Here is a 21,124-nt window from a genome sequence, read left to right as displayed (position 1 = left end):
GCGCCGTGAAACTGCGCAAGTGAGGATTCAACAGTGACCGACGGTCCGCTGATCGTACAAAGCGACAAAACCATACTGCTTGAGGTCGACCACGAACTCGCTACCGAGGCACGGCACGCCATCGCCGCCTTCGCTGAGCTGGAACGCGCCCCCGAGCACATGCACAGTTACAGGCTCACGCCGCTGGGCCTGTGGAACGCCCGCGCCGCCGGCCTGGACGCCGAGCAGGTGTTGGACACCCTGCTGAAGTATTCGCGTTTCCCCGTGCCGCATGCGCTGCTGATCGACATCGAAGAGACCATGTCCCGTTACGGACGCCTGCGGCTTGAGAAGGACGCACAACATGGCCTGGTGATGCGGACTGATGACTACCCCGTGCTGGAAGAAGTCATCCGGGCCAAGAAGATCGCCCCGTTGCTGGGTCCAAGGATCGACGGCGAGACCGTGGTGGTGCACTCGTCGCAGCGGGGACAGTTGAAGCAGCTGTTGCTCAAGCTGGGGTGGCCCGCGGAAGACCTGGCCGGCTATGTGGACGGGCAGCCCCACCTCATCATGCTGGACGAAAGCGACTGGCAGCTTCGTCCATACCAGAAGGTGGCCACGGAGAACTTCTGGGCCGGCGGCAGCGGCGTCGTCGTGCTTCCGTGTGGTGCGGGAAAGACGTTGGTGGGGGCTGCTGCGATGGCAACATCATCCACCACCACGCTGATCCTTGTCACCAACACTGTGTCGGCGCGGCAGTGGAAGGACGAACTCCTCAAACGGACGTCGCTGACTGAGGACGAAATCGGCGAATACTCCGGTGCGGTCAAGGAAGTCCGGCCCGTTACCATCGCCACCTACCAGGTCCTCACCACCAAGCGCGGCGGCCTCTACCCGCATTTGGAACTCGTGGACGGCCACGACTGGGGACTTATCATCTATGACGAGGTCCACCTGTTGCCTGCCCCGATCTTCCGAATGACAGCGGACCTGCAGGCACGGCGCAGGCTTGGCCTGACGGCAACACTTGTCCGCGAGGATGGCCGCGAAGGCGAGGTGTTCAGCCTGATCGGTCCTAAACGGTATGACGCTCCGTGGAAGGACATCGAAGCACAGGGCTACATAGCGCCGGCCGACTGTGTGGAGGTGCGCGTGGATCTCCCCCGGGACGAACGGGTGGCCTATGCCATGGCCGATGACGCTGACAAGTACCGGCTCTGCGCAACGTCGGAAACCAAGACCCAGCTGGTGGAGCAACTCGTGGCCGCTCACAGGGGCGAGCAACTGTTGGTGATCGGCCAGTACATCGACCAGCTGGACGAGATTGCCGAGCGGTTGGACGCTCCTTTGATCAAGGGCGAAACCAGCGTCAAGGCGCGGCAGAAACTCTTCGATGCCTTCCGTAAAGGCGAGATCCACACGTTGGTGGTGTCCAAAGTGGCCAACTTCTCCATCGACCTTCCGGAAGCATCCGTGGCCATCCAGGTCTCAGGCTCCTTCGGATCGCGTCAGGAGGAAGCCCAGCGGCTGGGACGTCTCCTGCGACCCAAGCAGGACGGCCGGGCCGCCCGCTTCTACTCCCTGGTTGCCAGGGACACACTGGACCAGGATTTCGCAGCCAAACGCCAACGCTTCCTTGCCGAACAGGGCTACGCCTACCGGATCATGGACGCCAAGGATGTGGGTAAGGACGTCGGACAGGAACAATAGGCAGCAGGCCATGGAACCAAAGAACCTCAGGCCCCTTGCCAATCATCTCCAGCGACTTTACGATTCCTAGTGAAGCTCTCCGCCCTTTTGGTTGCCCCTGGTCCAGGCAACTTGGCGGCCAGCCGTCGGCGGTGGGGGAAGCCCGCAGCCAGGGAGCCGACGGTTTGAAGGCCTTGAAGAATCTGTGAATTTTTTACCAGAGGATTCCCTATGCGTAAGACCCTCCTGGTCCTGTCGGCGATCGTCCTGCTGTCAGCACTGGCCCAGTTGTTCTTTGCCGGCTACTTCCACTTCCAGAACACCATCGAAGCCCAGCGTGAAGCGGGCGTCTTCCATGCAGTAAACGGCCAGTACGTCTTGCGGTACGGGGCCCTGTTGGCTGCCATCGTAGCGGCGATTGCCAAAGTTGGCTCCCGCACCATCTGGCTGGCCGCAGGCATCTTCCTGCTGACCTGGCTGCAACTGTTCATCTTCATCATCGGCGGCATGCTCACCGGTTCTTCGCCGGAGTTCATCACCCCGGCGGGATCGTGGGTGGTCTCCATCCACCCGATCGTTGGCGTGCTGATGATTTTCATGTCGTACTGGCTGTTCAACCGTGCACGTGCTGCGGCACTCAACCCGCAACCGTTGCCTCCCAAGGCCGCGGCATCGGATGCTTCGGCCTCGTCCAGCGCAGCCTGACCACCCGCAGCTGTGACCATCTCACAGCTGCTGGCGGTGGACTTGGTGCTGTCCGTCCTGGCGGCCGGCGCCTGGATCGCCGCCGTCTGGAAGACCGTTTCATTGAGTAGTGACGGGCGGACAACCAAGACTGGAAACATCCACTTGGCGATCCTTTTCGTCGGTGTCGCCGTTGTAGCGACGGCGGCGCGCTACGCGTTACTCCCTGCTTTGGTGGCCGGCAGTTGGTGGTTTGCAAGCGAACGCACAACCATCAACCTGCCCCTGACCGCCATCCCCGCGGCTTGGGCCGCGATGGCCGGTGTTCCGTACTTGCTGAGGAGGCGGAACACCGGCTCACAACCTGCCGAAGAGGACCGGGAACGTGGTGGTCGATCCCGTGAATGGGCCGTACTCACCATGGTGGCCGCGGCAGCGTCGTCGGTGGCATCACTCGCACTGACCTTCATCCTTGGTCCGTTTCCGGCACCGTGGAGCATTGCGCTACTGCTGTTGATGGTGGCCGGAACGGTGCTGCTGGCACGGCTCGCCCTGTTAACACCGGGGCGCGGCGTAAAGGCAGGACATACAGGAACACGCGGCGCCTCCCCCGCAGGAAGGCGTCCGACGGCGGCTGCCGCGGTTGCCGGCCTCATGGCATGCACCGCTCTGGGCTCGGGAGTCTTCGCTTGGCTTGGGAGCCGGTCCGCCGACGGCACCGTGATTAGTGCCGCCGTCGGCCACCACAACGGCGGCACAGCCACCACAGTGACGGACCCGACGCCGGTGACCAGCTTGCTGGGCGACCCTCCCGCCGACGCCGTGGTGCGGCACTACGAACTGACCGCCCGCGTGGAACAGGTGACGCTGCCATCCGGGCAGGCAACGGAGGCCTGGACCTTCGGCAGCCTTCCGGGCCCAGCGTTGGAAGCTCAACTGGGTGAAGTCATGGAGGTGGTTTTGAAGAACCGCGACGTCACTGCGGGCGTGACGCTGCACTGGCACGGGTACGACGTTCCCAATGCCATGGACGGAGTGGCCGGCGCCACGCAGGATGCCGTGATGCCCGGACAGTCCATGACCTATCGCTTTACTGCTGCCCAAGCGGGCACCTACTGGTACCACACTCATCAGGATTCGGCCGAAGGGGTCCGCAAAGGCCTCTACGGCACATTCGTCGTGCACCACCCCTCGTTGCCCCGTGCTGAAACGGACATCGTGGTGGCCGGACACGACCTTAGCGGTCTGGGGTTGCTGGGCTCCTCAGACCGTGTAAGTGGCCACTCCGCCGTACCTGGTTCGATGGTGCGGGCGCGGCTCATCAACACCGATTCCCTGCCGCAGCGCTACTTGGTGGAGGGCACTGCCTTCAAGGCTGTGGCTGTGGACGGAACCGACGTGAACCAGCCCGAAGAAGTGAACGGCAAGCTGGTCCGTCTTGGTGCAGGGGGCCGGGTGGACATCGCCTTCATCATGCCGGATGCGCCCGTGACCGTGCGGTCCGACGCCGCTGCCAGCGCCGCAGTGGTGGTCTCTCCGTCACGTTCGGGCGTCGCTGAGCCCGGGATCCCCGAAAAGGCCCCTGCGGGCGCGTTCGCCACCACCCCCGTGCTCGACCTGTTGGAGTATGGCAAGCCCCTGGTCGGACCATCCGGTGGCTCTACGGGCGCTGCTGCGGGGAGCCGCAGGATCACCCGGGAAGAGGTGGTGGTTTTGGACCGGCAGTTCCGCTTTGTGGATGGGATTCCGCGTTACGCGTTCACTGTGAATGGGGCCGCGTATCCGCTGGTTCCCTCCATGGACGTGGCTGAGGGCGACACCGTAAAAGTAACGGTGGTGAACCGCACAGCCGAGCCGCATCCAATGCATCCACACGGACATCACGTGCAGGTGCTCAGCCGGAACGGTGTGGCACCCAGCGGTTCACCCTTGGTACTGGACACGGTGGACGTGTTGCCGGGCGAAGTGTGGGAGTTGCTGCTGCATGCCGACAACCCCGGCATCTGGATGGACCACTGCCACAACCTGGATCATGCAGCCGAGGGAATGATGATGCTGTTGAAGTACGAAGGGGTGTCATCACCGTTCGTCCACGGCGGTCACTCCCACAACCGGCCGGAGTGACCCTCTCAGGCAACCATGCGGCTGGTGTGGTGGGCCTTGACTTGATCCACTACGGCCCAGGAATCTTCATCGCGGAGTTGGGCACTGGCGAAGCGTTCGGCCGCCGCGAGGTCATGGAAGTCTTCGCGCCGAACCCGGCCTGTATCCGTATCCAAGTACGTCACATGGAACTCGACGTCGTCACTGCTGCGGTGCTGGTGAATGCTGACTGGAGCTGCTGTATTTGCCATGTTTCAAGTGTGGAACGGGGCACTGACAATTTAGGAAGCATCCGTGGGCGTGTTCGGATTTCGGAGCCCTTAAGGCTTCCTGAGGTACTGCCCCGATACGTTGCGAACGGTCTCGCTGAGCACGTCCAACACCCTTGATGCTGTCCGCCACCGCTGCCAGTACAGTGGCACGTCGAAGGGCCGTTCAGGGGCAAGCTCAATCAGCCGGCCATCAGCGATGTCCGGCCCGCATTGGACTTCCGGGATGAGTCCCCAGCCGAGGCCCAACCGTATGGCATCGCCGAAGTCCTGTGAGGCCGGAACATAGTGGCGCGGGCCCTTCCGTACGGGGAGCGGTTCTCCGCCGGTGCGGGAACGCGACTGCACGAAGGCCCACTGATACGTGTCCTTGCGGTCGAAATCCACGGTGGGGGCTGCATTGAGCACCTTCGCTTCCAAGCCATCCGGCAAGCCCGGGAACCAGCGGTCCACAAAGTGGGGCGCCGCAACGGCCAGGTAGCGCATGACCCCGAGGCTTTCCACCCGGCACCCCTGCACCGGCTCCGGTGTAGCGGTGACGGCGGCCATAACGGTACCGGAGCGCAGCAGCGAGGTGGAATGCTGTTCGTCGTCGCGGTGGAGATCGAAGGTGACATTGAGGTCCACGGGAACCTGGGACAGCGCTTGCAGGAACCACACCGCCAGGGAATCCGCGTTGACCACGATCGGGACGGCAAGCTGCGCCCCATCGGAACCCAAGCCAAGCTCCCTGCCCGCATCGGCCTCCAACTGTGCCACCTGGCGTGCCAGTCGCAGCACCACCTCGCCCGCCTCGGTGGGTTGAGCAGGATTGCTTCGCTGCAGCAACACCCTGCCGGCCGATTGTTCCAGCGCTTTCAGCCGTTGCGAAACCGCCGACGGCGTGATGTGCAGCAGGCGCGCGGCGGCATCCAGTGTTCCTTCGGAGAGGACGGTGGCGAAGGTGAGCAGTTGCTCGGAGGGGAACTGTGGCATAAGCAGATCTTACGTGGCATGAGAAACTTTAGCTGGTCTAAAGATATTCCCCTCCGTAGTTTCAAAGAGTGACTTTTACTGACTTCTTCCATTCCACGGGCCTCGGCCTTGCCACAGGCCTCGCACTGATCGTCGCGATCGGGGCACAAAACGCCTTCGTTCTCCGCCAGGGAATCCGCGGAGAGCACATTGGCCCCATCGTGGCAGTGTGCGCGCTGTCCGATGCTGTATTGATTGGTGCCGGTGTCCTTGGCACCGGTGCCCTGATAACGGCAGCCCCTGCCGCCGTCGTGGTCCTCCGCTATGTGGGCGCGGCATTCCTGGTGACCTACGGTGTCATGGCCGCCCGGCGCGCGCTGCGGCCCCAGGCGTTGACGGCTGAAGGCCCCCGGAACGACGGCGGCGCGAAGCGGGGCCTCGCAGCCTCGGTCACCACTGTCCTGGCCCTGACCTGGCTCAATCCGCATGTCTACCTGGACATCGCGCTGATCGGTTCGCTTGCCAGCGCGCAGGGCACTCCCTTGCAGTGGTGGTTCGGCGCCGGGGCCATGCTGGGCAGTATTCTCTGGTTCTGCTCTTTGGGCTTTGGGGCACGTTTCCTTCGGGGCTTCTTCGCCAAGCCACTGTCATGGCGCTTCCTGGACGGCGGCATAGCCGTGACCATGATCGCGCTGGGGGCCGGTTTGGTGCTGGGTGCCTGAGCGACCTCGTGGCTCTTGGCAGGAGGCTTGGTCGGGCCGCGCAGTTCGCTCACATGCAGCATCCAGACAACTCCCAGTTTCTGGGAGCATCATGGATGTCATGAAAAAGAACGGCCCCGAAGCCAAGCTCCTTGTCGTCGATGACGAACCCAACATCCGCGAGCTGCTCTCCACGTCCCTGCGCTTCGCAGGGTTCGAGGTCGTGGCCGCGTCCAATGGTCGCGAAGCCCTCGCCGCGGCCGATCTCCATGCCCCGGACCTCGCTGTCCTGGACGTGATGCTGCCGGACATGGATGGCTTCACGGTCACCCGCCGACTCCGTGCGGCCGGCAAGCATTTCCCCGTCCTGTTCCTCACCGCGAAGGACGACACCGAGGACAAAGTCACCGGCCTCACCGTGGGTGGCGACGACTACGTCACCAAGCCGTTCAGTCTCGACGAGGTCGTGGCCCGCATCCGCGCCGTGTTGCGCCGCACCCAGCCGCTGGAAGACGACGACGCCGTGATCCGTGTTGACGATCTTGAACTCGACGACGACGCCCACGAGGTCCGCCGCGGCGGCACCGTGATCGAGCTGTCCCCCACCGAGTTCAAGCTCCTGCGCTACCTCATGCTGAACCCCAACCGCGTCTTGTCCAAGGCCCAAATCCTGGACCACGTGTGGGAGTACGACTTCAACGGTGATGCCTCGATCGTGGAGTCCTACATTTCCTACCTGCGCCGCAAAGTGGATATCGACCCCGATGCCGCAGCCCTCATCCAGACCAAGCGCGGCGTGGGCTACGTGCTGCGGACGGCAGAGAAGCGCTGACCTTGCTGCAACGCTGGAAATCGGCGTCCCTGCGGTCGCAACTCGTCGCCATCATCATGGGCCTTCTCCTACTGGCCCTGGCCGCGACGGGCTCCGGCACGTTGACGCTCGTCAAGAGCTACCTGCAGGGCCAAGTGGACGATAAACTCAAGGCCGCCGTCGCCTTGGCACAGGAACAGCAGGGTTTCGACGACCTCACCAGGCCCAACTCCGCCCCTTCCGGCTCTGCCCCCAACGATGCTGCCCCTTCCGACTCTGCAGTGCCCACGGATTACTCGCTGACACTGTACGTTCCCGGGCTGGAACCCTACACGTTCGGCGGAAGCCAAACCGATCGTCCAGCGATCACGAACATCACCGCAGCAGAGGCCAAGCAGCGCGGCAACACTCCCTTCCAGGTCAGGGGCACCGCAGGCACCAACTGGCGCGTCGTTGCCGTGGGCGTCGTTGCCAATGGACAAAACGGCGTGGTCATCATCGGTCTGCCGCTGACACCGGTGGACAAAGTCATGGAGCATGCCGTCTTGGTGGTGGTCGGCGTGGGCTTATTGACCCTCGTATTGGCCTTCTTCATCGCCACCTGGACGGTGGCTCGGTCCTTCCGCCCCTTGGCGAAGGTGGAAAAGACGGCTGCTGCCATCGCCGCGGGAGACCTGTCGCGACGCGTGGAAATCGACAACCCGCATACCGAAGTGGGGCGTCTTGGTGGTTCGCTGAACGCCATGCTTGCGCACATTGAAGCTTCCTTCGCAGCACGCGCTGCTTCAGAAGGGCGCATGCGGCGCTTCGCGGCCGACGCTTCCCACGAACTCCGTACGCCCTTGGTCACCATTCGCGGATTCTCGGAGCTCTACCGCCACGGCGCCCTCACCACTGAGGAAGACATCGCGATGGCCATGGGCAGGATCGAAAGCGAAGCCAAACGCATGGGCTCCATGGTGGAGGACTTGTTGCTGCTGGCCCGCTTGGACGAGCAACGGCCGCTCCAACTCAAACCCGTTGACCTCCACCTTCTGGCGCACGACGCCATGGTGGACACCAAAGCCTCTTCGGGTGACCGCACCATTACGCTCACAGGACTCGACGGCGGCTCCCCCGCCGCTGCGCCCGTCCAGGGAGATGAAGCCAAGCTTCGGCAGGTCATCGGGAACCTGGTGGGCAACGCCTTGCGGTACACGCCCGAGGGAAGTCCGATCGAACTCGCCGTGGGTGTCCGGACGACGCCTGCCGGCTCGGTCTCGGTCATCGAGATCCGCGATCACGGGCCCGGCATCCCTGACGCTGAAACCAACAAGATCTTCGAACGCTTCTATCGGGCCGACACCTCGCGCACCCGCGAAACAGGCGGCAGCGGCCTCGGACTCGCGATTGTTGCCGCAATTGTTGGCTCCCACGGTGGTTCAGTCAGGGTCACAGAGACCGACGGCGGCGGGGCCACCTTGGTGGTCAGCCTGCCGTTCCACGAAGAAGCGGCCGAGTTGCTCTCCACCTAGCGCTTTCATTCACATAGCGCTTTCGTCCACATAGCGCTGTTGTCCACATAGCGTCGATGTTCTGTTTCGTGGTTTCACGCGGCTTCCTAGGCTCGTTGTTGTGGCCCACGCTTCCCGCCGCAACCTGCGGAACATCTCATCGAAAGGCATTACCCATGAGCGTCATCTCCGTCGACACCGAGTTGCTCCAGCTCAAGTCTGCGAACGTCAAAGGAACTGTTGATCGCATCAGTTCGGATGTGCAGACCATGAGACGCGGCCTCGAGGAACTCGAGGCCACATGGAAAGGGACAGCGGCCACCAACTTCCAGGCTCTCGTCCTGGAGTGGTCAACGACTCAAAGCAAAGTTGAAGCCTCACTGGCGTCCATCACTATGGCTTTGGCCTCTGCAGCAACCAGCTATTCGGAAGTGGAGCAGGGCAACACCCAGCGCTTTATGTACTAGCGACCGGCGCCCGCACCAATGAACTCCTGCGGGGCCGGGTGTCTTCCCCCTTGTACATCCGGCCTCGCAGGTCGATAGTCCACGGCCCTGAAGCTCGGCTGCTTTAGTTTTCGACGGCTGCTTTAGTTTTCGATGGCTGCTTTAGTTTTCGATGGCTGCTTTAGTTTTCTACAGTCCCTTGGTGGAATCTCAGCCGCCATTGGCCGCGGTCCAGGATCCAGACGGAACTCCGGAGCGCTGAGCCCGTATGGGCGAAGCTGCGGTAGTTCAGCAGGATGGCGTTGTCGCTGAGACGGTCGGCACTGAGAAGCTCCAACTCGGTAGGTTCGCCCGGATCCTCTTCCAGCGCCATCATCATGGCATCCCGTGTCCAGAACCGTCCGGAGCTGCCGATTTCCGCGAAATCGGGGTGCAACAGGATGCCGATCCGGCCGATGTCCGCCCGCACATCAGGCCTGAGGAGTTCACGCTCCAGGGCGAGCACTGTATCTTCCGCGGACAGCTCCTGAGCGGAAGCGTCGTCGTCGAGCTCGCTGAAAAGATCTGCTTGGCCAAAGATGCCCGACTCTCCAAAGAGGGTTGGCTCGAAATGCGGCCTCATGGCCCGGCCCGCCTTGGCAAGCGTCGAAGCTGCGTTCACTGCCGCTGCTGCGCTGGCACCGGCAGGAATGCCAGCACTGGCGGATGCTGCTGCAGCAACCGGCTCGGCGGCCTGGACATGGCTCTCCTGCTGGGCCTGCGCCCCTTGCCCAGCGCCAGGGAAGCCGGGACCCACCTTCGGCGCCACGCCCTGCTGGTAGGCCGTGGCAACGGCGCGTGCGCGCTCGTCCGCGGCTTCGTTCAGGTCGTGGCCGGCGTGGCCTTTGACCCATTCGAACGTGTACTTCCGGCCAACGATTGCTTGATCGATGTCCTTGAGCAGGTCCACGTTCAGCACAGGCTTGCCGTCGGCCTTCCGCCAGCCTTTCCGCTTCCAGCCCGGCATCCACTTGGTGACGCAGTTGATAACGTACTGGCTGTCGCACAGGATCAGCAGTTCTTCCTGGGGTACATGGGCAGTGGACCTGAACAGGTCCAGGACAGCCATTAGTTCGCCCTGGTTGTTGGTGCCGTGCGGCCACCCTCCTGCGCGCCAACAGGAGTCATCAACGTACCAGGCCCAGCCGGCCGGTCCAGGATTACCGAGGGCGGACCCATCGGCGGCAGCAATAATCGTCATAGCGTTAATCCTGCCAGAACGCACTGACACTTATTCCGTGCTATTACTCCACTAAGCAGCACGGGATGCCGTTTTGAGCGTTCATAAGGGCCCCTGCTGCTACCTCCTTGGGGAGCCGGCCCTCGGGAGCCAACACAAAACGGCGGCCCCCACCAGTAGGTGAGGACCGCCGTCGTTTGCTCTAAAGCGTGATGCTTGGCGCTGTATCGCTACAGCTTAGGGGCTTAGAAGCCGCCCATGCCGCCCATCTCGTCGCCACCGGCAGCCGGAGCGTTCTTCTCAGGCTTGTCGGCAACTACAGCCTCGGTGGTCAGGAACAGACCAGCGATGGAGGCAGCGTTCTGGAGAGCCGAGCGGGTGACCTTTACGGGGTCGTTGACGCCGGCAGCCAGAAGGTCTTCGTAGACGCCCGTGGCAGCGTTCAGGCCGTGGCCGGAAGGCAGGCCGCGAACCTTATCTACAACAACGCCCGGCTCGAGGCCTGCGTTGAAGGCGATCTGCTTCAGCGGAGCGTCGATGGCAACCTTGACGATGTTGGCACCCGTTGCCTCGTCACCCTGGAGGGTGAGGTTGGCGAATGCCTTGGCGCCGGCCTGGATGAGGGCAACGCCACCACCGGCAACGATGCCTTCTTCAACAGCAGCCTTGGCGTTGCGGACTGCGTCCTCAATGCGGTGCTTGCGTTCCTTGAGCTCAACTTCGGTTGCGGCACCGGCCTTGATCACTGCAACGCCGCCGGCCAGCTTGGCCAGGCGTTCCTGCAGCTTCTCGCGGTCGTAGTCGGAGTCGGAGTTTTCGATCTCGGCGCGGATCTGGGCCACACGGCCGGCGATCTGCTCGGCGTCGCCGGCACCTTCAACGATGGTGGTCTCGTCCTTGGTGACAACAACCTTGCGGGCGGTGCCGAGGAGTTCCAGGCCAGCGTTTTCGAGCTTGAGGCCAACTTCTTCGGAGATGACCTGGCCACCGGTGAGGATGGCGATGTCGGCGAGCTGAGCCTTGCGGCGGTCACCGAAGCCCGGAGCCTTGACGGCAACGGACTTGAAGGTGCCACGGATCTTGTTGACGATCAGGGTGGCCAGAGCCTCGCCCTCGATGTCTTCGGCGATGATCAGCAGCGGCTTGTTGGACTGCATGACCTTCTCCAGAACCGTGACGAGTTCCTTCACGTTGGAGATCTTGGAGTTGACGATCAGGATGTACGGGTCTTCGAGAACCGTTTCCTGGCGCTCAGCATCCGTGACGAAGTAAGCGGAGATGTAACCCTTGTCGAAGCGCATGCCCTCGGTGAGCTCGAGCTCCAGGCCGAAGGTGTTGGACTCCTCGACAGTGATGACGCCTTCCTTGCCCACCTTGTCCAGGGCTTCGGCGATCAGGCTGCCGATTTCCGGGTCACCGGCGGAGATGGAAGCCGTAGCTGCGATCTCTTCCTTGGTTTCGATTTCCTTGGCGGAGGCCAGCAGTTCGCTGATGACTGCCTCGACAGCCTTCTCGATACCGCGCTTGAGGGACAGCGGGTCGGCGCCGGCGGCAACGTTGCGCAGGCCTTCCTTCACCAGTGCCTGGGCGAGCACGGTTGCAGTGGTAGTACCGTCGCCAGCGACGTCATCCGTCTTCTTGGCAACTTCCTTGACCAGTTCTGCACCGATCTTCTCGTAAGGATCGTCCAGCTCGATCTCCTTGGCGATGGAAACGCCATCGTTAGTGATCGTGGGGGCGCCCCACTTCTTTTCGAGGACGACGTTGCGTCCACGCGGGCCGAGGGTAACCTTGACGGCGTCAGCGAGGATGTTCAGGCCCCGCTCGAGGCCGCGGCGTGCCTCTTCATCAAATGCAATGATCTTGGCCATAACGGCGGTAGTCCTTTCGGGACAGTCGTTAAGAAGGTACCTGTCAGATGGGGTGCCCGCGACGGACGGTCCTTTGCTTGCGGCCTATGTATGCCCCGCGCTCCGAACCTCACCCCACCAAGGTTTTTTCTTGATCCTCCAGCGGCCCAAAGCCATCCGCCACCGGGATTAACCGGGCCGGACTTAGCAGTCGAACCGTAGGAGTGCTAAATCAATAATTAGCACTCGGCGGGGGAGAGTGCAAGCAGGGATGCCAATTTACGCTATAAACAAAGGGGTTTCAGCCATGAGCTGACGGGAACTGCTGAACTCGCGGCGAGCTACGCGACCCGGACCCCTTCGGCCTGCGGCCCCTTCTGGCCCTCCCCCAGTTCGAACTCCACCCGCTGCCCCTCCTCCAGGGCGCGGAAGCCGTCCATTTGGATGGCGGACCAGTGTACAAAGACGTCGTCCCCGGATTCATCCACAGTGATGAAGCCGTAGCCTTTTTCGGCGTTGAACCATTTGACGGTTCCCAATGCCATGATGCCCACACTTTCGCAGTAGCCAAGACCGGTTGCCGGGATCTCCGTACCGGAATTAATCCACTGTAACCACTGTCACTATGCCGGCGCTGCCATGAACGGGGAGGGCATCACTTTTGTTATTGAGGCTTAACCGAGTTGGGCCTTTTCGGACCGTTTCGCGGCTACTGGTAGCCGGGTCCCGCCACGACCACCAAGGGCTGCTGGACGTCGGGGGTTTCCACAATCGCCTGGATGCCCAGGAGTGCGCCAAGGGCTTCGGCGTTGGCCTTCTGCGCAGGAGCATTGAAGAAGATGACGGACGTCTGCTGGGGTACGCCGCCCCAGTTGCCTACGGTGCTTAACGTCCAGCCGTCACCTTCGACCAAGCCTGCCACTCGGCCGGCCAGGCCCGCGGTACCGGCCCCGTTGTAAACCGCCACCGGGGTGGTCTTGTCCACCGGCGCTGCGGACGCCGTCTCGGACGGAACGTCCGATGGCGTCGTTTCCGGGCTGGGTTCGCCGGAGGCGGCGGGGTCGCTGCTTGCCTCGGTGGGCTCGGCAGATGGTGAGGCACCAGTTTGCTGGGGAGCCGGCGTCGAAACGTTTGAGGACGCGCTCGGGGCCACCAAGCCGAGGTTCGGAAGGATCAGGAAGGCCACCAGGCCGAGCACCAAAGCTACGGCTCCTACGGTCAGGACCGGCCACAGGGTGGGGCGGGCGGTCTCCTGGGCGTCGCGGTGCACGCCCTGCCGGTTGGTGTTCTGTGGGACCTGGTCGAATTCGTCCCTGGCAAATTTGGTCATGGTGAAGCGTTGTCCTTGCTGGTTGCTGCTGACAGATCAGCCTGGCGATTTACGCGTCGGACCCCAAGCGACGTGCCGTCCGCGCACGTTGGCGGGACGTACGTAGTCTACGCAATCTCTTGACCAGCATGGGATCGTGGGCCAACGCATCCTCGGTATCGATCAAGGCGTTCAGGATCTGGTAATAGTGTGTGGCGGAGAGATCGAACAGTTCGCGGATAGCCTGTTCCTTGGCGCCGGCGTACTTCCACCACTGCCGTTCCAGGGCCAGCATCTGCTGGTCCCGTTCACTGAGCGGGGAGTCGCTGCGGGTCCCGGCCGCGAGATCTTCAAGGGCCAACCCGGTAGCCTGCGGCGCCATCGGTTCCGGTGCTGGTTCTGCCACGGCACACTCCTTCGACGCTTGTTGGGTGAAAATGTCCTACCCCTATGTTACGGGCGAATAACAACGCTGTCATTCGCCCTGCCGGCGCCAGGCGGGAGACAATGGCGTGGTGACTGGCGAGGATGCACTGTTTGACCTTGAACCCACGGGCGTGGCGGATCCCGGATTTGACGCGCTGGTTGATCTGCCGCTTGAGGAGCTGATGGCCCCCGACTGGGCAGAGGCCTTGCGGCCTGTTGAACCACAACTCCGGGACGCGCTGGCCTTCGTGGCCCGCCAGGCCCGGAACGGCGCCGAGGTCCTTCCTGCCGCCGACAATCTGTTGCGCGCCTTTCGCCAGCCGCTTACTGACGTCAAAGTACTCATTCTGGGCCAAGACCCGTACCCGACGCCGGGACACGCCGTCGGGCTTTCCTTTGCCGTGTCACGGCAAACGCGCCCCATCCCCCGCAGCCTTGCCAACATCTACCGGGAACTTCATGACGACCTCGGCCTGCCACCCCGGGTCCACGGCGACCTCAGCGCCTGGACGGACCAAGGCGTCCTGCTGCTGAACCGCGTCCTCAGCGTCGAAGCGCGGAATGCCGGCTCACACCGCAACAAAGGTTGGGAGGCCCTGACGACGGCGGCCGTCACCGCTGTGGCCAATCGAACCGACGCGACTGGTCGACAGAGGCCACTGGTGGCGATCTTGTGGGGAAAGGATGCCGAAGGAGTTGCGCCGCTGCTGGCGGGAGCGCCGTCGGTTGTCTCGGTACATCCGAGTCCCCTGTCGGCGTCCAGGGGCTTCTTCGGCTCCAAGCCCTTCAGCCGCACGAATGACCTTTTGCGGGCGCAGGGCGCCGACCCCATCAAGTGGGAACTGCCCGTGCTCTAGCCCGGAACTGTAACCTTCGACTCATACCCAGCAGGCGTTCAGTGAATTAGCTTAGGCTTACCTTCATGACTGCTCTCCCCGTCACCTCGTCCGCCTCACGCAAAACCCGCCCCCAGGTCAATCTGACCGTCTTGCGGAAGGAACGACTTTCGCCGCACATGGTGCGGATCGTTGCCGGCGGGCCAGGATTCAGCGACTACGCGAACAACGAGTACGTGGACCGTTACGTGAAAATCGTCTTCCCGCAGCCGGGTGTCGATTACGAATATCCGCTGGACCTATGGACCATCCGGGACACCATGCCGCGTGAGCAGTGGCCGCACACCCGGACCTACACCATCCGTTGGGTGGACCTCGAAGCCCAGCAACTGGCCATCGACTTCGTGGTGCATGGCGACGAAGGTCTCGCCGGGCCCTGGGCAGCCGCAGCCGAACCAGGCGACTCCATGATCTTCACAGGCCCGGGCGGGGCCTACAAGCCCGCCCCTGACGCGGACTGGTACCTGTTCGCCGGAGACGACGCCGCTATCCCGGCCATCGCCGCCTGCGTTGAAGCTTTGGGTGCTAACGCCCGTGGAACGGCCTACCTTGAGGTGGACAGCGAGGCCGACATTCTGCCGATCTCAGCACCGGCCGGCGTGGAACTGCACTGGCTGCTCCGCAAGGGAACTCCCGCCGGATCCAGCGATCTCCTGCTTGAGGCACTGCGCACCACAGAATGGCTGCCCGGGCGGGTCGACGTCTTCGCCCACGGCGAGCGTGGCTATATGAGGGGCCTGCGCGAGATCTTCTTCGCACAGCGCGGGCTGGAGCGTTCGCAGGTCTCCCTGTCCGGTTACTGGGCCCAAGGCCGCGTTGAGGAAGTCTTCCAGGCAGAGAAGAAACTTCCCGTAGGACAGATCTAGCTTTTAGTGCAGAAAGGGCGCCGCGAAGATGCGGCGCCCTTTCTGTTTGCTCTGATATGCCTAGCGGCGCCTGACCCGGCGACGTTCATTGCTGGACAGGCCCTTGGTCAGCGGCCTGGCGAGGTTGTCGCCGAGCACGATGCCCGCTGCCACCCCCATGACGATGGCCGCGGCGTTGAGCATGCCGCCAGCACCCACAAGGATGTCTCCCTCTTCCACGGTCAAAACATACATCGACCGGAATATAGTGAGGCCGGGCAATAGGATCAGGGCCGCCGGGACGGCCACCACCAGCTGCGGAGCACCCAGCTTGAGCGCCACAACCCGGCCCAGGAGACCGATCACCACCGCCGCGACGGCCGGCGACAGGCGATCGCCGAGACCAGCTGCCCCGGCACCCCACAAAACGAAGAAGCCCACGATGCCGACTGCCGCCGTCGGAAGTAACAGACGCATCTGCGTTTGTTCGGTGACTCCGATGGCCACCACCGCGATCGCGATCAGGACCGCTTGGCCCCACAGCGGATACGCGTCGGGGAATGTTCGCGTGACGTCCAGGACTTCGCTGCCCATCAGCGTTCCGACCACGACGGCGACGCCGATACCCGCGACGATGGCTCCGAAGGTGAGCGCCGTGGAGAGGAACCGGCCGGCCGCTGTGACCGGGAAGCCGTTGATGGCATCCTGCACTGACGAAACGAGGCGGCCCGTTGGGAGCAACAGCAGGATCCCGCCCGCCACCACAATGGACGGAGGGATGTCCACACCCGCCCAGCCGAGCATCAGGGCGATGAAGGTGACCAGAAACGCGCACGCCATGGTGTTGAAGAAGTCCGCCGTCCGCCATCTGGCAAGTTGACGGGAGAGCAGGCTGATCAGGATGTTAGAGCCAAAAGCCACGGCCGATGCACCCAGCCCGCCACCCAGGACGCCCACAAAGACCGCCGAAAAGATGCCGAAGGCCATGGTGACCATCCACCGCGGGAACGGTTTGGCGCTGCGAATGATCTCGTTCAACCTGCGTACGGCTTCGTCGCGGCCCACTCCGCCGGCCACGATGTCCGTGACCAGTTGGTGCACCTGAGCCAAGCCTGCGTAGTTGTTGGTCCAGGAGCGCACCACGCGAAGCAGCGTGATGGGAGTCTGGTCCTTGGGAGCATAGTTGATGGCCACCGACTGGTTGGTGATGTCCACTTCAATGTTCTTCAGGCCAAGCGCAGCAGTGACCGCAATCATGCTGGTTTCAACTTCCAAGGCCCCAGCGCCGTATCGGAACATGACCTCTGCCAGATGAAGGGCGAAGTCGATGGTCTTCCGGGCCGAGGCATCCACCCCCACCACCTGGATGGTGGGGTTGGCGTAAGGACTCCCCGCAAGCCGGTCCACGATGTTCATGGGGGCGGTGGGCGGACTATCACCTTGGACCAGGCGCATGAGCATGCGCTTGGCGTTGACGTTCTGCCGGACCTGCGACGGACGCAACGGTTGGGTCTTGGGCAAACCGTCGGTGTGGGGCCGGCTGGCGGACCCCTCGGGGCGTTCAGTCACGCGGTGATCCTCCTTTGGCTTGTTTGATTAGCGGTTCCCCCGAAGCTTTCGCACTACTGGCAATTTCTCAAGTGGCAATCGTCCCAGTACTGTCTGGGCGGCTCCTGCGAGCTCCCTGACCACGCGGTAGGCGTTGAACACCAAGGGGTTCACGGGGGCGACGAAGTCGCCGAGCAACTGCACTACCTCGCCTCCGAAGCCCTTCTTGAACTCATAGCCGCCATGTCCGGTCTCGTCCTGGCCCTGGATGCCGAACGTGCCGTAGAAGTTGTAGCGGGAATACCCGTTGTTGAGCGCGTGCAGCATCATGCCCCAATAAAGGGACGTGGCGCCGTTGAAGTAGATGTAGTCCTGCACGGTGCCGCCAATGACACACACCAGTTCGTCGCCCGAGCAGGCGAAGTGGATGGCTGCCACAGTCGCGACGCCCACGGAATCGGGGAACCGTTCGATGTCCTTGAGGCTGCGCTCGTAGCTGTCGACGAGGTCCTGGACCACCTTGACGCGGTTGGCCTTCTTCTTGCTGCCAGTCTCCTCTACCTCCCGTTTGAGGTCCGCGAGGGTCTTGGACTCGGCATCCAGGCGCTCAGTGATGGACGCGCGGTACTCAGGGATGTTGATCTTGGCCATCATGAGCTTGGTGAACTCAGCGGAGGTGTTGCGGAGAAGTTGCTCGTAGTACTCGCGCTCGCGGTACGTGAAGCCCTTCTCGTCGCCGGCGGTGCTCAACGCCCTGTAGAAATCGTCCAGTGTTTCCAGCGTGGCCTGCTCCAGGTACACGCCGTTCTTCTCGGCTTTCCGGATGGCCTTGCGGGTGCGGTAGTTCATGCCCATGATCAGCTCTTCGGAATCGGCAATCCCGTCGAGCTGCTTGATGAACATCCAGTTGATGTTCGCGAAGTTCATGTCGAAGCCCTGGTGCCTGAAGCCCAGGCCTTCGAACTCCTTCAGCAGCGGACGATTGTCCTCAACCTCCGGGTGCTCGGCGCCTTCTTCGTCGCGCGCGATGTACCGGATGTTGGGCGAGATGCGCAGCTCAGCGGCCTTTTTCGAGGCCGCGCGCTTCTTCAACTGCTCGACGACGAAGCGCACCGCGGCGGCGTCGCTGTAGTCCATCAGTGGTCCCTTGGCGCAGTCACACACTTTGTAGCCAAAGCGATTGGCAGTGTAGACGAGCTTCCCTGCGGCAATCAGGGTGCCGCTGCGGGTCACGCCGAAGAGCTCGACTTCCTGCCCGCGGGCGCGCTGGAACCGCGTCAGGTCCATGGACTGGATGAAGCTGCCTTGCGGATGGCCCTTGGCGAAGGTCTCGAAATCAGCGTCACTGAGAATCACGAATTCCATGTCGGTTCCAGCCTCAATCGGAGTCAAAGAAAATACCTCACCTAAAGTAGATTTGCACCCGTTGGTGGCCGGGGCGGGCCTGAAGTTGGCGTTCTGGCTGTGGTTGACCGTCAGTAGAACTGGCCGCCTGTGCGCATGGTCTCGAGTCGACGGAAGATGCGCTCCGCACCTTTGAGCCACAACTTGTGCCGGACAGGCCCCAGCACGAGGTCGTAGCAGCCCACGAAGTCCGTGACGGTCTTGGTGAAGCTCGTCTTGAACAGGCCCATTCCATAGAGGGGGTGGGTTTTGTCCTTGATCCTCGCGGCAGGCGGTGTGCCGCAGAAGTCGTACTCCACGCAGCCAAGTTCCTGCATGCGCTGTATTGCCGCCCACTGGGCGAGGTGCGAGTCACCGTACTGCTTGCGGTTCTGGGTGGAACCGCCGTCCTTGTACGTGGCCTTGGAACCGTAGTTGATGACGAAAGCGCCAACGCTGGGTGCGCCGTCCTCGTGGACGAAGAAGAAATGCCCCTGGCCGCGGCTGCAGAACTCTTCCCAGAACTTCGAGTAGTACTCGTAGCTCCGCAGCGGCATGGCACCCTTGGCGTTTACAGTGTTCTGCATGAGCGCGTAGAGCTTGCGGTAACTGTCTTCGCCGGGCTCAGCCGGGAGAACCTCGCACCCCTCCCGCTCTGCCCTGCGGACCGCGTTCCGGGCCCGTGAGGAGATACTGCGGAGCACTTCATTGGCTGGCGCGGAGATGTCCAGTAGCGCGGTGGAGTCGTTGGACTGGATGTTGGGGGCCTTCACCAAACCGGCAGCCGTCAACTGGGACGTTGCCTCGGCAGACTCCACTACGTCGGGTTCGATCTTGATGGTGAAGACGTTCATCTTCTGTTCCTTGGCCAATGCGGCGATCGCCTTGAGCATGGGGCTGATGTCTTCGACGACGGCGGCATCGGGGCCTTTGATGAGATACCAGAGGCGGCCCATCACTGGGAACTTCTTCTCCAGGAGCAAGTTGTAGCTGGCGTAATCGGCGGTCTCCACCACCAAGCGGCGGACCAACCAACCGTTGCCGTCCTTGACTGCCGCGTAGGCGTCCGACTGCAGCATGTTGCCGCCGTTCGGATTAGCCGTGACGTGTTTGTCCCAGTTATCGATTTCCTCGGCGGTGGCAAAGCGGGCGGTAAATTCTCGCAAGGTGGCCGTGTCCAATCTCAGGGTTTTGGTGCAGTGTTCAAAAGCGTGGTGCGCATGCGGACATGCAGCCCCAAGTCTATCGGGCCGAGAAAAATCTGCTGGTTTCCGAGCAGAAACGCGCTCTTCCGGGATCCTACAAACGGATCTGTTGCATGCTCTCCAGCTGGATGGCCTTCGGTTGTTTCCCGAGTTCGCGCTGCCCGCTGACAAGGCGATCCGCGGTAGTGAGCCTGCTGAGGCTTAATCCCGTGAGGTCCGCGATTTGCCCAATGGGAACCTGGAACGTCCTGAACGGCCCGAGCGGCGGTGGTTCGCCTTCCAGCAGCCGTTGATCGATTGCTTTCTTCAGTTCAACCTTGCCCAACAGCGGCGACTGGTCCAGGACGAATCCGACGGCGGCCAGCTTGGCATCATTGGTCCACGCGGCGATCTTCCAGAACTTCCGCGGAATCTGCACGCCACGGTATGGCTGGTCGTCATCAAGGAAGACGGGTCCCGTAAAGACGCTGAGCTTCGCGTCATGGGCATCCGCATGCCCCAGTACATGGTCCTCGAGCCCCACCCACAATTCCTTGCCTTGGTTGAAGTCATCAACCTGCGGTGCTGCGTTGGTGAACGCAAAGGTGTCTTGATTGGCTTTCTTGGCCGTGGCAGCATCACCCCAGACGGGGTCAAGGCGCCTGACCAAGTGTCCGCGGTCGAACGCGTTGTTCTTGTAGACGTCCGGGCCTGCCTGCTGTTCCCGCGGAATCCTGTCATCGAAATGCCAGGTCCCCTCGCGGGCCAGTGGGTTCAGTTCCGCGCCGCTGATATTGACCCCCACGATCGCCGCGAGCTTCCGGGCAGCCCGGAAACGCACGGAGAAGTGGATGTAGTCCAAAAGAATCGTCGTTGCCGACGGACTGGGCAGTTCAAGGCGTGCCCGCAAAAAATCCCTGTCGTATCCCCCGCTCATGGATACAGCATGGCACTAGGCACAGACAGTAAAAAGACTCAGCATTCGACGACGTTGACGGCGAGGCCGCCCATCGCGGTTTCCTTGTACTTATCGGACATGTCCTTGCCCGTCTCACGCATGGTCACGATCACCTCATCGAGGGAGACCCGGTGCGTCCCGTCGCCCCACAACGCCATCTTCGCCGCGTTGATCGCCTTCGCCGCCGCGATCGCGTTCCGCTCAATACACGGAATCTGCACCAACCCCCCGATCGGATCACACGTCAAACCCAGGTTATGTTCCATCGCGATCTCCGCAGCGTTCTCCACCTGACCCGGCGTACCACCCATCACCTCAGCCAACCCCGCAGCAGCCATCGACGACGCCGAACCAACCTCCCCCTGACACCCCAC

General features: G+C 62.6%; 21 protein-coding genes. 9 read left to right on the top strand and 12 right to left on the bottom strand.

Features of this window, described 5'->3' with window-relative positions; translation table 11 throughout:
• Window positions 1-33: 33 nt before the first annotated feature.
• The 3 genes from ACR30Z_RS04805 to ACR30Z_RS04795 all read left to right on the top strand — a co-directional run bounded on the left by ACR30Z_RS04805 (window position 34) and on the right by ACR30Z_RS04795 (window position 4,479).
• Window positions 34-1,692 carry a DNA repair helicase XPB gene (locus ACR30Z_RS04805; RefSeq protein ID WP_144648045.1) on the top strand — a complete coding sequence of 553 codons (1,659 nt, stop codon included), beginning with the start codon at window positions 34-36 and terminating at the stop codon, window positions 1,690-1,692.
• A 210-nt stretch (window positions 1,693-1,902) separates the two neighbouring features.
• On the top strand, window positions 1,903-2,376 hold the full coding sequence (locus ACR30Z_RS04800; protein ID WP_144648046.1) for a hypothetical protein: 474 nt from the start codon (window positions 1,903-1,905) through the stop codon (window positions 2,374-2,376).
• A gap of 12 nt (window positions 2,377-2,388) precedes the next feature.
• On the top strand, window positions 2,389-4,479 hold the full coding sequence (locus ACR30Z_RS04795; RefSeq protein ID WP_434371406.1) for a multicopper oxidase family protein: 2,091 nt from the start codon (window positions 2,389-2,391) through the stop codon (window positions 4,477-4,479).
• A 5-nt stretch (window positions 4,480-4,484) separates the two neighbouring features.
• On the opposite strand, the gene ACR30Z_RS04790 is transcribed toward ACR30Z_RS04795, so the two are convergent.
• Together ACR30Z_RS04790 and ACR30Z_RS04785 are read right to left on the bottom strand one after the other, a co-directional pair.
• Entirely contained in the window at window positions 4,485-4,709 is a 225-nt protein-coding gene (locus tag ACR30Z_RS04790) for a hypothetical protein (protein ID WP_434371405.1), read from the bottom strand.
• Window positions 4,710-4,778: 69 nt separating this feature from the next.
• On the bottom strand, window positions 4,779-5,702 hold the full coding sequence (locus ACR30Z_RS04785; RefSeq protein ID WP_434371404.1) for a LysR family transcriptional regulator ArgP: 924 nt from the start codon (window positions 5,700-5,702) through the stop codon (window positions 4,779-4,781).
• Window positions 5,703-5,770: 68 nt separating this feature from the next.
• Here ACR30Z_RS04785 and ACR30Z_RS04780 point away from each other — a divergent pair, with 68 nt between their 5' ends.
• The 4 genes from ACR30Z_RS04780 (at window position 5,771) to ACR30Z_RS04765 (ending at window position 9,153) form a co-directional block, all read left to right on the top strand.
• Entirely contained in the window at window positions 5,771-6,403 is a 633-nt protein-coding gene (locus ACR30Z_RS04780; protein WP_144648050.1) for a LysE/ArgO family amino acid transporter, read from the top strand.
• A gap of 100 nt (window positions 6,404-6,503) precedes the next feature.
• Window positions 6,504-7,214 carry a response regulator transcription factor gene (locus ACR30Z_RS04775; protein ID WP_026543233.1) on the top strand — a complete coding sequence of 237 codons (711 nt, stop codon included), beginning with the start codon at window positions 6,504-6,506 and terminating at the stop codon, window positions 7,212-7,214.
• A gap of 2 nt (window positions 7,215-7,216) precedes the next feature.
• A complete protein-coding gene (locus ACR30Z_RS04770; RefSeq protein ID WP_434371403.1) occupies window positions 7,217-8,707 on the top strand; it encodes an ATP-binding protein in 1,491 nt (496 codons plus the stop codon).
• Between the two features lie 155 nt (window positions 8,708-8,862).
• Window positions 8,863-9,153, top strand: a complete 291-nt coding sequence (locus tag ACR30Z_RS04765) for a WXG100 family type VII secretion target (protein WP_144648052.1) — start codon at window positions 8,863-8,865, stop codon at window positions 9,151-9,153.
• A 160-nt stretch (window positions 9,154-9,313) separates the two neighbouring features.
• Here the strand turns inward: ACR30Z_RS04765 and ACR30Z_RS04760 are convergent, their stop codons facing one another.
• The 5 genes from ACR30Z_RS04760 to ACR30Z_RS04740 all read right to left on the bottom strand — a co-directional run bounded on the left by ACR30Z_RS04760 (window position 9,314) and on the right by ACR30Z_RS04740 (window position 13,916).
• The gene (locus ACR30Z_RS04760; protein ID WP_434371402.1) at window positions 9,314-10,372 is read right to left on the bottom strand and encodes an RNase H family protein; all 1,059 of its coding nucleotides are present in this window, start codon (window positions 10,370-10,372) and stop codon (window positions 9,314-9,316) included.
• A gap of 224 nt (window positions 10,373-10,596) precedes the next feature.
• Entirely contained in the window at window positions 10,597-12,222 is a 1,626-nt protein-coding gene (gene groL, locus ACR30Z_RS04755) for a chaperonin GroEL (protein WP_144648054.1), read from the bottom strand.
• 320 nt (window positions 12,223-12,542) lie between these two features.
• The gene (locus ACR30Z_RS04750) at window positions 12,543-12,746 is read right to left on the bottom strand and encodes a cold-shock protein (RefSeq protein WP_011773737.1); all 204 of its coding nucleotides are present in this window, start codon (window positions 12,744-12,746) and stop codon (window positions 12,543-12,545) included.
• A gap of 164 nt (window positions 12,747-12,910) precedes the next feature.
• Window positions 12,911-13,531 (bottom strand): LytR C-terminal domain-containing protein, encoded by a 621-nt coding sequence (locus ACR30Z_RS04745; RefSeq protein ID WP_434371401.1) that lies wholly within the window; start codon window positions 13,529-13,531, stop codon window positions 12,911-12,913.
• A 49-nt stretch (window positions 13,532-13,580) separates the two neighbouring features.
• Window positions 13,581-13,916 carry a DUF3263 domain-containing protein gene (locus ACR30Z_RS04740; protein WP_434371400.1) on the bottom strand — a complete coding sequence of 112 codons (336 nt, stop codon included), beginning with the start codon at window positions 13,914-13,916 and terminating at the stop codon, window positions 13,581-13,583.
• Window positions 13,917-14,022: 106 nt separating this feature from the next.
• Between ACR30Z_RS04740 and ACR30Z_RS04735 the strand changes: the two genes are divergently transcribed.
• Together ACR30Z_RS04735 and ACR30Z_RS04730 are read left to right on the top strand one after the other, a co-directional pair.
• Window positions 14,023-14,793 (top strand): uracil-DNA glycosylase, encoded by a 771-nt coding sequence (locus ACR30Z_RS04735; protein WP_434371399.1) that lies wholly within the window; start codon window positions 14,023-14,025, stop codon window positions 14,791-14,793.
• 65 nt (window positions 14,794-14,858) lie between these two features.
• A complete protein-coding gene (locus ACR30Z_RS04730; protein WP_434371398.1) occupies window positions 14,859-15,698 on the top strand; it encodes a siderophore-interacting protein in 840 nt (279 codons plus the stop codon).
• A gap of 60 nt (window positions 15,699-15,758) precedes the next feature.
• Here ACR30Z_RS04730 and ACR30Z_RS04725 read toward each other — a convergent pair whose 3' ends face one another.
• The 5 genes from ACR30Z_RS04725 to ACR30Z_RS04705 form a co-directional block, all read right to left on the bottom strand.
• Entirely contained in the window at window positions 15,759-17,246 is a 1,488-nt protein-coding gene (locus tag ACR30Z_RS04725; RefSeq protein ID WP_144648059.1) for a threonine/serine ThrE exporter family protein, read from the bottom strand.
• Between the two features lie 27 nt (window positions 17,247-17,273).
• Window positions 17,274-18,590, bottom strand: a complete 1,317-nt coding sequence (locus tag ACR30Z_RS04720; RefSeq protein ID WP_434371397.1) for a peptidoglycan bridge formation glycyltransferase FemA/FemB family protein — start codon at window positions 18,588-18,590, stop codon at window positions 17,274-17,276.
• A gap of 110 nt (window positions 18,591-18,700) precedes the next feature.
• On the bottom strand, window positions 18,701-19,789 hold the full coding sequence (locus tag ACR30Z_RS04715) for a lipid II:glycine glycyltransferase FemX (protein ID WP_434371396.1): 1,089 nt from the start codon (window positions 19,787-19,789) through the stop codon (window positions 18,701-18,703).
• A 118-nt stretch (window positions 19,790-19,907) separates the two neighbouring features.
• Window positions 19,908-20,729, bottom strand: coding sequence for a DNA/RNA non-specific endonuclease (locus ACR30Z_RS04710; protein ID WP_144648061.1), 822 nt, complete (start codon window positions 20,727-20,729; stop codon window positions 19,908-19,910).
• A gap of 38 nt (window positions 20,730-20,767) precedes the next feature.
• Window positions 20,768-21,124 (bottom strand): L-serine ammonia-lyase, iron-sulfur-dependent, subunit alpha (locus ACR30Z_RS04705; protein WP_434371395.1); only part of this gene is annotated, 357 nt, incomplete at its 5' end.

It is taken from the genome of Paenarthrobacter sp. FR1 (genome assembly GCF_051106045.1).
Lineage (GTDB): Bacteria > Actinomycetota > Actinomycetes > Actinomycetales > Micrococcaceae > Arthrobacter > Arthrobacter nitroguajacolicus_A.
The sequence above is the reverse complement of the archived record's forward strand: the minus strand, read 5'-3'. Positions and strand labels throughout refer to the sequence as shown.

Coding starts and splice junctions, on each gene's coding strand:
- ACR30Z_RS04760 (WP_434371402.1), bottom strand. CDS start 10,372: ATGACGATTATTGCTGCCGCCGATGGGTCCGCCCTCGGTAATCCTGGA.
- ACR30Z_RS04775 (WP_026543233.1), top strand. CDS start 6,504: ATGAAAAAGAACGGCCCCGAAGCCAAGCTCCTTGTCGTCGATGACGAA.
- ACR30Z_RS04785 (WP_434371404.1), bottom strand. CDS start 5,702: ATGCCACAGTTCCCCTCCGAGCAACTGCTCACCTTCGCCACCGTCCTC.
- ACR30Z_RS04800 (WP_144648046.1), top strand. CDS start 1,903: ATGCGTAAGACCCTCCTGGTCCTGTCGGCGATCGTCCTGCTGTCAGCA.
- ACR30Z_RS04790 (WP_434371405.1), bottom strand. CDS start 4,709: ATGGCAAATACAGCAGCTCCAGTCAGCATTCACCAGCACCGCAGCAGT.
- ACR30Z_RS04730 (WP_434371398.1), top strand. CDS start 14,859: ATGACTGCTCTCCCCGTCACCTCGTCCGCCTCACGCAAAACCCGCCCC.
- ACR30Z_RS04710 (WP_144648061.1), bottom strand. CDS start 20,729: ATGAGCGGGGGATACGACAGGGATTTTTTGCGGGCACGCCTTGAACTG.
- ACR30Z_RS04750 (WP_011773737.1), bottom strand. CDS start 12,746: ATGGCATTGGGAACCGTCAAATGGTTCAACGCCGAAAAAGGCTACGGC.
- ACR30Z_RS04765 (WP_144648052.1), top strand. CDS start 8,863: ATGAGCGTCATCTCCGTCGACACCGAGTTGCTCCAGCTCAAGTCTGCG.
- ACR30Z_RS04745 (WP_434371401.1), bottom strand. CDS start 13,531: ATGACCAAATTTGCCAGGGACGAATTCGACCAGGTCCCACAGAACACC.
- ACR30Z_RS04720 (WP_434371397.1), bottom strand. CDS start 18,590: ATGGAATTCGTGATTCTCAGTGACGCTGATTTCGAGACCTTCGCCAAG.
- groL (WP_144648054.1), bottom strand. CDS start 12,222: ATGGCCAAGATCATTGCATTTGATGAAGAGGCACGCCGCGGCCTCGAG.